The organism is Shigella sp. FC1544 (genome assembly GCF_001722145.1).
GTDB lineage: Bacteria > Pseudomonadota > Gammaproteobacteria > Enterobacterales > Enterobacteriaceae > Escherichia > Escherichia coli.
In genome coordinates this window covers 1-6420 of record NZ_MECT01000116.1, presented here as the reverse complement: position 1 = coordinate 6420, position 6420 = coordinate 1, and the positions used below count along the sequence as shown (strand labels likewise).

At 50.1% G+C, this 6420-nt stretch carries 5 protein-coding genes and 2 pseudogenes; 3 read left to right on the top strand and 4 right to left on the bottom strand.

What is annotated here, in order from left to right; translation table 11 throughout:
* A partial coding sequence (locus tag BGK49_RS08305) for an IS3 family transposase (protein WP_069375680.1) occupies window positions 1-102 on the bottom strand: 102 nt, incomplete at its 3' end.
* Window positions 103-176: 74 nt separating this feature from the next.
* On the opposite strand from BGK49_RS08305, the pseudogene BGK49_RS08300 reads away from it, so the two are divergent.
* From BGK49_RS08300 to cmoB, 3 genes and pseudogenes are all read left to right on the top strand, one after another.
* Window positions 177-503: pseudogene (locus tag BGK49_RS08300) on the top strand (MAPEG family protein); the annotation flags it as partial.
* Between the two features lie 40 nt (window positions 504-543).
* Window positions 544-1287 (top strand): carboxy-S-adenosyl-L-methionine synthase CmoA, encoded by a 744-nt coding sequence (gene cmoA, locus BGK49_RS08295; protein WP_000019618.1) that lies wholly within the window; start codon window positions 544-546, stop codon window positions 1285-1287.
* Complete coding sequence (cmoB, locus tag BGK49_RS08290) at window positions 1284-2255, top strand: tRNA 5-methoxyuridine(34)/uridine 5-oxyacetic acid(34) synthase CmoB (protein WP_000564739.1); 972 nt, start codon at window positions 1284-1286, stop codon at window positions 2253-2255. Before cmoA ends, cmoB begins: the two co-directional genes overlap by 4 nt.
* A 197-nt stretch (window positions 2256-2452) precedes the next feature.
* Here cmoB and torZ read toward each other — a convergent pair.
* The 3 genes and pseudogenes from torZ to BGK49_RS08275 all read right to left on the bottom strand — a co-directional run.
* A pseudogene (gene torZ, locus BGK49_RS08285) lies at window positions 2453-4848 on the bottom strand (trimethylamine N-oxide reductase TorZ).
* 24 nt (window positions 4849-4872) lie between these two features.
* A complete protein-coding gene (locus tag BGK49_RS08280; protein ID WP_001214302.1) occupies window positions 4873-5973 on the bottom strand; it encodes a NapC/NirT family cytochrome c in 1101 nt (366 codons plus the stop codon).
* A gap of 157 nt (window positions 5974-6130) precedes the next feature.
* The coding region (locus BGK49_RS08275; RefSeq protein ID WP_069375723.1) for an IS1 family transposase at window positions 6131-6420 on the bottom strand (290 nt) is incomplete at its 5' end.

Here is a 6420-nt window from a genome sequence, read left to right as displayed (position 1 = left end):
AACATCCATAGCTTTGGCGGCATCTGCCACCGTGTATTTCTGGTCAACAACCAGTTGAGCGGATTCGCGTTTAAACTCTGCGCTAAAATTTCTTTTTTTCATTGGAGCACCTGTGTTGTTCTGAGGTGAGCATATCACCTCTGTTCAGGTGGCCAAATTCAGTGTGCCACTTCAGCTTGCGTTTGCAGTACCGCGTTGCCTATGGTGACGGTGGTTTTAGCGAACTGCAAAGCGCTATTCGCATTCATGGTAACGCGGTGGAATATATTCCCATCGCGATTGTGCTGATGCTGTTTATGGAAATGAATGGCGCAGAAACCTGGATGGTGCATATTTGCGGCATCGTTTTGCTTGCTGGTCGTCTGATGCATTATTACGGTTTTCATCACCGTCTGTTTCGCTGGCGACGTTCCGGCATGAGCGCCACCTGGTGTGCGCTGTTGCTGATGGTGCTGGCGAATCTTTGGTATATGCCCTGGGAGTTGGTTTTCTCCCTGCGTTAGCGCACAATACGCCACTTTCTTTTTCCCGGATTTTTACGTTATGTCTCACCGCGACACGCTATTTTCTGCCCCTATCGCCAGACTGGGCGACTGGACCTTTGATGAACGGGTAGCTGAAGTCTTCCCGGATATGATCCAGCGTTCCGTTCCCGGCTATTCCAATATTATTTCCATGATTAGTATGTTAGCCGAGCGCTTCGTTCAACCTGGTACGCAGGTTTACGATCTGGGTTGTTCTCTGGGCGCGGCGACGCTCTCGGTGCGTCGCAACATTCATCATGATAATTGCAAAATTATTGCCATCGACAACTCCCCGGCGATGATTGAACGCTGCCGTCGTCATATTGACGCCTATAAAGCCCCTACGCCAGTAGACGTCATTGAAGGTGATATTCGCGATATCGCCATTGAAAACGCATCGATGGTGGTGCTGAATTTTACCCTGCAATTCCTGGAACCTTCCGAGCGCCAGGCATTACTGGATAAAATTTATCAAGGACTGAACCCGGGCGGCGCGCTGGTGCTTTCGGAAAAATTCAGTTTCGAAGATGCCAAAGTTGGTGAACTGTTGTTCAACATGCACCACGACTTTAAACGTGCCAACGGTTACAGCGAACTGGAGATCAGCCAGAAGCGCAGCATGCTGGAAAACGTGATGCTGACCGATTCCGTGGAAACCCATAAAGCACGCCTGCATAAAGCCGGTTTTGAGCATAGCGAGCTGTGGTTCCAGTGCTTTAACTTTGGTTCACTGGTGGCATTAAAAGCAGAGGACGCTGCATGATCGACTTTGGTAACTTTTATTCTCTGATTGCCAAAAATCATCTTTCACACTGGCTCGAAACGCTGCCCGCGCAGATTGCTAACTGGCAGCGCGAGCAGCAGCACGGGCTGTTTAAGCAGTGGTCCAACGCGGTGGAATTTCTGCCTGAAATTAAACCGTATCGTCTGGATTTATTGCATAGCGTAACCGCCGAAAGCGAAGAGCCACTGAGCACCGGGCAAATTAAACGCATTGAAACGCTTATACGGAACCTGATGCCATGGCGCAAAGGGCCGTTCTCACTGTATGGCGTCAACATCGATACCGAATGGCGTTCCGACTGGAAATGGGATCGTGTTCTGCCCCATCTTTCTGATTTAACCGGACGCACCATTCTGGATGTCGGCTGCGGCAGCGGTTATCACATGTGGCGCATGATTGGCGCAGGCGCGCACCTCGCGGTGGGGATCGACCCTACGCAACTGTTTCTGTGCCAGTTTGAAGCGGTGCGTAAACTACTGGGTAACGATCAGCGCGCACATTTGTTACCGTTAGGTATTGAACAGCTTCCGGCACTGAAAGCCTTTGATACCGTCTTTTCGATGGGCGTGCTTTACCATCGCCGTTCGCCGCTGGAGCATCTCTGGCAGTTGAAAGATCAACTGGTGAATGAGGGTGAACTGGTGCTGGAAACGCTGGTTATTGATGGCGATGAGAACACGGTGCTGGTACCAGGCGATCGTTACGCGCAAATGCGTAATGTCTATTTCATCCCTTCCGCGCTGGCGCTGAAAAACTGGCTGAAGAAGTGTGGTTTTGTAGATATCCGCGTTGTGGATGTGTGCGTTACCACTACTGAAGAGCAGCGACGCACTGAATGGATGGTTACCGAATCTCTGTCCGATTTCCTCGACCCACATGATCCGAGTAAGACAGTTGAAGGTTATCCTGCGCCTAAACGCGCGGTGCTGATTGCGCGCAAGCCGTAAAGGTCTGGTATTACTGCCGGATGCAGCGTGAATGCCTTATCCGGCCTACAAACCCTTGCTAATTCAATCTATTGCAGGGACTATGTAGGCCTGATAAGCATAGCGCATCAGGCAGTTTTACGTTTGCATAACCTCAGCGCCCGTTTCCGGGCGCTATTCACTTCTTACGCCTGAACAGCAGGCTTATCAAATGCCGTTCACTTCGGTGCGTTACCCGTATATTTTTCGATATACACCAGCGCAGAGTTACCGGCACAGGCATTTGCCAGCTGCGAGCTGGGGATATCCGCCGTTAACACGTTCGCACTGCCGTTTTTACACAAGCCATTTTCCAGATCTGGCCATGCACCTTCATGCACGCATACCACGCCTTTTTTGATCCCGTCAGTCACCACCGCGCCTGTCAGAATCTGACCACGTTTGTTCCACACACGCACCAGATCACCATTCGCAATACCAAAGCGAGCAGCATCTTCGGTATGAATAGTGATTGGTTCACGATCTGCAACCGCATATTTTTTACGCAGTTCCGCATAGTTAAGCTGACTATGTAAACGGTGTGCCGGATGTGCGGTCAGAAGCTGCAACTGCTTCTCGTCGGCGGTACCCTTCCACTCATCAGGCGCAAGCCAGGTTGGGTGTGCCGGGCAATCCTTATAGCCAAATTTTTCCAGCGTTTTGGAGTAAATCTCAATTTTGCCGCTTGGCGTACCCAGCGCATTTTTCATCGGATCGGCGCGGAAATCAGCATAACGAACGTACTGTTCGTTCTTCTCGCTGCGGCGCATTTCGATCAGTTTATTTTGCTGCCAGAAGGCATTAAACATCGGCATAGTCACGCGTTGCGCACGGGCACCTTTCTGAGCGGCATCATAGAAAAATTTCAGCCACGCCATTTCATCTTTACCTTCGGTATAGATCTCTTTTCCGCCAGGTTTCAGTAATTCCGCAAGATCGGCAAACACATCAAAATCGTTTCGCGCTTCAAATTGCGGAGCGACAGCCTGCTTCATCGGCACAATATGCTGGTTGCTGTAATCAACGGTCATCGTCAAGTCATTGCGCTCAAACGATGTGGTGATCGGTAATACGATATCTGCATGTTTAGCAGCTGCGGTCCAGTAGCATTCAGAAACGACGATCATCTCCGGTTTCTGCCATGCTTTAATCAGACGATTAGTATCCTGGTGATGGGTAAAGTTACCGCCACCCGCCCACCAGATCATTTTGATATTCGGATACGTTTGCTCTTTACCGTTATGCTGATATTTGCCGCCAGGATTTTCCAGCGCATCGACGATACGGGCAACAGGAATCGCCCTCATTCCGCCATCATCAGCGGCCTCGCTGGCCTGTCCGGCAATCGCCGCAGACATTTCCGGCAGCACGCCGCCAACACGTGTCGGGTTGCCACCATTGGAGTAATGATAAGAGAAACCAAAACCGCCGCCCGGTGTACCAATCTGCCCTAACACCGCCGCCAGCGTCACCAGCATCCAGTGTTTCTGTTCACCATATTGCTGGCGCTGAATTCCCCAGCCTGCCATCAGCATTGTGCGATTCGCCGCCATCAGTTCAGCGAGTTTGACTATCTGCGCTTCCGGTACGCCAGTAATTTCCGCCGCCCAGGCCGCGCTCTTCGGCGTATTATCGCTCTTACCTCTCAGATACTCTTCAAACTGCGGATACCCGGTAGTGTATTTTTCAAGGAACACTTTATCGTGTTTGCCTTGTGTCATCAGGGTATGCGCAATCCCTAACATCAGTGCCACGTCGGTGCCCATATTCGGCGCGATCCAGGTGGCATTATCGCCAAAGAAGTCGATGGTTTCGGAGCGGATAGGATCAATGGCAATCACTGGTTTGCCAGATTTTTTTAGCTGATGGAAGTATTCCAGCCCTTGCTCATCGGTACTGCTCCAGGCAATTTTTAAGGTATTCAGCGGGTTCATCCCCCACGCACCACAACCTGGCTGTTTTCCAGAATCAGCGGCCAGGAGGTCTGCTGTTCATACACCTCTACAGAACCGACCACATGCGGCATGATCACCTGTGCCGCCCCGGTTGAATAATCGCCGCTATGCCCGGAATAACCGCCCGCCAGGTTCATATAACGTTGCAGTAAGGTTTGCGCTTTATGCAACACGCCAGAAGAGCGCCAGCCGTATGATCCGGCAAAAATAGCCGATGGTCCGTTAGCTTTGCGAATGCGATCGTGTTGCTCATGAATCAGTTTTAATGCTTGTTCCCAGCTCACCTGTACATAGGTATCTTCACCACGACCTTTCGTCGGTTGCAGTGGATTATCGAGATAGCTTTTTCTCACCATCGGATGCTGAATACGCGTCGTGGTGTGTACCTGATCCGCCGCCGTAGACTGTAAGGAATTCGGTATGGTTTTCGCCAGCGCGCCTGTTGAAGAAACAATCTTGCCGTCCTTCACTTCTACGTTCATCGCTCCCCAACGTCCCGCGGTGAGGATTTTACCGCCCTTCTCTTCTGCCCATGCGGGGAGCGGTGCTGCCGATGTCACCACCAGCGCTCCAGCGGCAATACCGCTGTGTTTAATAAATTCACGTCTTGTTAATGTCATAACTTCCTCCCTGATCAACGAGGATCACTGTTTCTCGGTAATATCTTTGGCGTTGTACTGGAAATACCGCGTTAAAATGTCCAGTTCGTTTTCGCTCATGCTGGTTCGTGCCCCCATTCCTTTGGCAATGGACGGCCACGCATTGACGGTGTAATGGTCGGCGGCAATAGGGGCATGACAACCAGCGCAATAGGTATCGTCAAGTTTTTCAGCGTATTGCCATAGCGGTTTACGGTCCGCTAATCCGGGATCGGTAAGCGCACCCTGTAAAGACGCCTGACGCCATTGATTGCCGTATTCGTCAGCCTGCCATTCCCCGTTTAGCGTGAGCGCCTTGATACCTTCTTCACTTAATGTGGCTAGCGCCAGCCGTTGACCTGCCGCCAGGTAGAGCGTGTTTTCACTACCCTGCATTTGATAACCCTGCAACAGAACGATCGGCTGTTTGCCACTGGCATCAACGACGGTGAGATCGGTACCAGGATTCACGGTTGCCAGCTCGCCTATGCGAGAAGTTTTGAAAGGATAAATATGTGCGCCATTAGTCACTGAAGTAGCGGCCTGACTTTCCAGCTCATGCGCCGCGTTGTCATCCATTTTTATTTCTGGCGGAAAATGGGCAATGCCTTTATGACAATCGATACAGGTTTCGCCGCCCTTTTGTGCTTTGTTATGCATTTTCTGCGCAGATTCACTTTGCGAGGCAATATCCATGGCATCAAAAGAATGGCAACTACGGCACGTTGCAGAGTCAGTTGCTTTTAATTCTTTCCATACTGTTTCGGCCATTTCCTGGCGATGTGTTTCGAACTTATCGTCACTGTCTATTTTGCCGCTAACAAATTCATGATAAATATCTTTAGATGCTTTTAATTTAGCAAATAAATAATCCATCCCTGACTTTGGAATATGGCAATCTGCACATTCCGCACGTATCCCTTTCTGGTTCGAAAAGTGGACAGTTCCCTGATATTCCTCAAAAGGTTTACTCATCGAGTGGCAGGAAAGGCAAAATGCTGTATCCGACGTTTTATGTAAGGCTTTTTGCGCCAGCAATAACCCGCCGCCACCAACCACAACCGCTATCAGCAAAAACAATAACCCAATGCGTTTTTTCCCTCGCATAGATTCCTCTAAATAAATTCCAGAACACCGAAATCATTGGATAATTAAATACACAACGAATTAACCGCTTGCATAACTCGGCACAACACTGCCTGAAATAATCGATAAAGAATATGATTTATTACAATGTAATCATTAATTGGGTGATGACTCCAACTTACTGATAGTGTTTTATGTTCAGATAATGCCCGATGACCTTGTCATGCAGCTCCACCGATTTTGAGAACGACAGTGACTTCCGTCCCAGCCTTGCCAGATGTTGTCTCAGATTCAGATTATGTCGCTCAATGCGCTGAGTGTAACGCTTGCTGATAACGTGCAGCTTTCCCTTCAGGCGTGATTCATACAGCGGCCAGCCATCCGTCATCCATACCACGACCTCAAAGGCCGACAGCAGGCTCAGAAGACGCTCCAGTGTGGTCAGAGTGCGTTCACCGAAGACGTGCG

Excerpts from the sequence above, each read along its gene's own strand:
- cmoA (WP_000019618.1), top strand. The coding sequence starts at position 544 with ATGTCTCACCGCGACACGCTATTTTCTGCCCCTATCGCCAGACTGGGC.
- cmoB (WP_000564739.1), top strand. The coding sequence starts at position 1,284 with ATGATCGACTTTGGTAACTTTTATTCTCTGATTGCCAAAAATCATCTT.
- BGK49_RS08280 (WP_001214302.1), bottom strand. The coding sequence starts at position 5,973 with ATGCGAGGGAAAAAACGCATTGGGTTATTGTTTTTGCTGATAGCGGTT.